The 3,990-nt window shown below is 41.9% G+C and carries 2 protein-coding genes and 1 pseudogene; 2 read left to right on the top strand and 1 reads right to left on the bottom strand.

Features of this window, described 5'->3' with window-relative positions:
* Positions 1 to 16: 16 nt before the first annotated feature.
* On the top strand, positions 17 to 3,298 hold the full coding sequence (locus KBW69_RS23140) for a hypothetical protein (protein WP_257282486.1): 3,282 nt from the start codon (positions 17 to 19) through the stop codon (positions 3,296 to 3,298).
* On the opposite strand, the pseudogene KBW69_RS23135 reads toward KBW69_RS23140, so the two are convergent.
* A pseudogene (locus KBW69_RS23135) lies at positions 3,287 to 3,466 on the bottom strand (hypothetical protein); the annotation flags it as partial. The gene KBW69_RS23140 and the pseudogene KBW69_RS23135 overlap by 12 nt on opposite strands.
* 323 nt (positions 3,467 to 3,789) lie before the next feature.
* Here KBW69_RS23135 and KBW69_RS23130 point away from each other — a divergent pair.
* On the top strand, positions 3,790 to 3,990 hold a 201-nt coding region (locus tag KBW69_RS23130), incomplete at its 3' end, for a hypothetical protein (protein WP_257282485.1).

The raw sequence follows: 3,990 nt of genomic DNA, 5'->3' as shown, positions 1-3,990 counted from the left end.
AATCAAAGAGGTTCCGGTGCCAGTATTGGCTTCCTCTACTTCAACCACTTCGGCGCAACTCACCTCTGGAAGAGATGCAACTCCTGAGAAAGCAAAAAGAGCAGTAAGTGTAACAAGACAGCCAAAATACTTAAAGCCAGGTATCAGGGTATCAAAAGAAGCGTTCAGTGAACGGATATATATCCAGCATTTATTTCAACTGGATAACAATATTATTCAGGAAGTCAGACTAATTCAGGAAAACCCGGTTTTTTTTTTAGAACAGACAGAAAAAAAGATCTCGGCATTCAAAAAGGCTTTAGAAAACAATAAAAATTCAATAAACGAGCTAGGAATAGGCTACTACTATTTTTTGAAAGCACTGGCCATGATGAGGGCCAAAATGTCAGATGATGACAAAACCATAGAGTTGTCCTTTAGTCCGGAAGTCAAGTTCAATGCCAAAAAGATAAAGGAGGCTATTTTACTTTCTCAACACTTCTGCTTACCTTACGCAAGGATGCTCATGCTGTTTTTTGAATATGGTATGGAGGGAGAGCCTGATGCAAAAGTAAGAGCCTGTCTCTCTGCATTGTCTGGAGTGTCACAGTCTATTGAGATCTTATTGGAATTAGAGCCAAATTCAGCGGTTCTGGCCGGAATATTACTCAAATGGCTGTTACTGATTCCAAAGCCTTTCGAACTGAAACTGGCCTTTGATGCAGACACTTATCTGAAAAAACCGCAACGTAAGATTCCAGGTACGGTAACACCTTCCATACGTCTACTCAGAGAGTTTTTGGAGCAACTTCCGACTAAAGGTTCTGACGTCGCAGTTGATAATATTTTGACCCGAATGGGCGAGACATTTATAAATCAGCAACAGCTGTCAGACGAACAGCATGAACAAGTGCTAGCGGTAGCGGCAGTGGTAGCGGCAGCTGAAGCAGCGGCGGCGGAAGCGTCTGCAACGGCAACGGCAACGGCAACGGCGACATTGAAAGCGGCAACAGTGAATGGGCAAGTGGAAGCAGAAAAGCATACAGCAGCGGTGAAAATGAATACGTCAAAGATGGCGTTAGTGGCAGCAAAAATAGCGGCAAAAAAGGCTGCAGAGGCAGCTGCAAAGGAAGCAGCGGAAGCGATAGCAGAAATAAAAGTGGAAATAGAAACTAAACGAGAGACCACCGCGTCATTAGAAGCTCGAACGGAATCGATAGCAGCTGCGGTAATGGCAGCGGAAGTGTCAAAGGAAGCACATACGGAAGCAATATTAAGATTGGTACTGCACTTTGCCACTGGTCGAATGGACTTGCTTAAATTTAATAGTCTGTCTCTATCGTCAATTATCATGCGCTTTTCTGTGCAGGGCTATATTTCATCGAACTCATTAAACATCATATTTCTCAGAAAAAAACTGGCTCAACTCATTGAAGATATTCATCCTGAAAAACGGGCATGCGCAGATATCATAAAACTTGCTTTTCATCTGAATGGTTCACCAGAAGAAAAGCCTTTTTTCCCTCATCTTAAAGCCCTTCCCATCAATATCCAAGCCAGCTTGACCACCCATCATTTTGGTCATGACTTACAATTTCTAGAAAAATTAATTAGCTTATTTCCTGAATTGGTTACCAAGGATGCATCAGAATGGTACAACGTCCTTTTGCTGATTCACGAGTATAACATAAGACAAATCGGTGGAAATCCAGAAAAGGCAAAAAAACTCCAGAGTGATTCAAAAGATTGGAAACAATTACGCCAATGGTTTGAAAGTCATATATTGTATAAGCCAGTCGAGAAGAATGATATTCATTCAACACCAAAAGACATCGACTTTGCTGTCTTTAACATTTCCAGCATGAAACAGTTCAGAAAGGGTAACGAAAGTGCTTTTATTCTTGCTATTGAGCATGCCCGGGAAGTTGGCTATCTGAAATTAAAACAACACATAGACCAATATGAAAATAAAACGGATCCTGTATCACTACAGATGTTAGGCTGGTTTCATTGCCTGGCTGGACTAACACTCCTGAATGCAGAAATAAGTCCTGACAGTCAGCGGATAGTATTAACCGGTCGCAAAAGAGTTCTCACTAGCGCTCATGATCATTTCATGAGAGCGCGTATCATTGGCTTCCATTATGCCGGTTATCTGGAATCACTAGTGGGTATGCGGCTAGACAGCTACCAGTCCTACCAGAGTCAGTCATCCGAAGCCTCGCAAACAGACTCAAGTGATAAGCCGGTTATTCAATATGCATCGACCAAAAAGCCGGAGGAAAAAATCTTTATTGAAGCGGGTAAGATTTTTACAGAAATTTTGCCCGGGTTGTTAGCAAGCTCTCTATATGGTGTACGTTTTGCCGCTGAAACAGCCATCAGAATCTTTACTGATGAACGGTTTAATCTTCTGCACATCCCACAGGCTGGCTGGCCGACAATGATCACAAAGTATCTTTTGATTATACCTGCAAACTATAACATCCAGTTTGTGTTCAGCAAGGATGACTCTGAAGCTGAGCAAGCGTTATTTCCCAGGGTAAGCGACCCGGACAGTATAGAACGAATACTTCTGAAACCACTGGAGGAAGCAAGGAAGATAATCATTAAAGAAAGACCAAAGCAATATGTTTTTTTTCTGGACAGTGAAATCAAAAATAGTGGCAGACCGGAAAACATTAAGAAGTATTTAAGGCTTGTCAAGGCTTTTATAATAGGTAAACCCGAAGTACTTGATATATCATCAGAGGTAAGAGCCTCTGATATTGATCAATTATTAGAGAATGCCGGAAGCTATGAGCTAAGCCGGAATGAGTATACAACATCGTTTCAAGCGCTCCAGAAAACACCACAACCTGAAACCGGTTTTGATGCATTCGTTTATAACCTGCCCCGGCTCGAATCTCAGCCAAATTATGAGGCTATAAGTAGTGCTCTATTAAAGAAACATCGCACAAAGTCAACCTGGGTCCACTATTATTTATGGGCTTACGAGACGCTTAATGATCGCCGTGACAACGAACGTGAGCTGTTCCGGGATACGATAATGACACAGAAGATTGAAAAAAATGAACACATGAAAAAAACTTTCTTCGCACTTCTGGGAACGGCCGATCTGACGGTTATGTACGATAATAATCGGGAGGCCATGAGCACCGCATTCAAAAGGTACAACGTAAATCTTTCTAAGTGGTTGGCCTTTTTTCACTCGATCTCAGGCACCTCTGCCCTTATTCTTGGAGAGACAAAAAAGTCAAATTTTCATTTCAGACATTATGAAAAACAAAACAATATATTACAGTCATCAAGTAACTGACCCTGAGGAATAGGACATTTCCGACTTATTGGGCAGGTACAAGAGTAGCATAAAGCCCAAATGCGTAAATTGAAGACTTGTGATCAGTTTACGCTCAGTATTTTTCCATAAACAGCGGCAGTTTTCTAATCAGGAAAATGAGGGTTCGACAACCCAGCGCTGCGGGATTTCACACCAAAACTTCACAGGCAGTGGAATAGAAGCCCCACCGTAAACTTTTCCGTCTCTTTTTGAGAATAATGACAGAGACCCCATTGCCTGTTATGCCTGTTACCTACAGAGCCATTCTTGCTACATCCTGAGCCCACTGCTATTTTTCCTCAAGCTCCATAGGAGTCATAACAATTCATTCAATCAGTAAAAATAAAAACGGCTATTTAACAGATCAACTCTGATTAACAAATTAATAATTATCAAATGGGATCTACGTCAACTCTATGCTTGTTTGTCACAGAAGACTGTTAAAATTTCTCTTTTTAACGCTGCTATTCATGATTGCAATGAAGGTGCAAACAGGCCACGCCGCCAGCTACCAGGATGGCCCCCGGAGTGAAGCAGAATACAGCGCACCAGAAATCCGCTTTATGGGTATCTACGCCGGGTTTAAAAGCAATAATTTCCACCTGAAGCTGGGTAACCATTACCATGTACTACACGACGTTGGTACACCCGAAAAGTTATCCCTTTTTTTC

This window comes from Endozoicomonas sp. ISHI1 (genome assembly GCF_024606225.1).
In the GTDB taxonomy this organism is placed as follows: domain Bacteria; phylum Pseudomonadota; class Gammaproteobacteria; order Pseudomonadales; family Endozoicomonadaceae; genus Endozoicomonas_A.
Note: the sequence above shows the minus strand (reverse complement) of the source record. Positions and strands in the feature narration are given on the sequence as shown.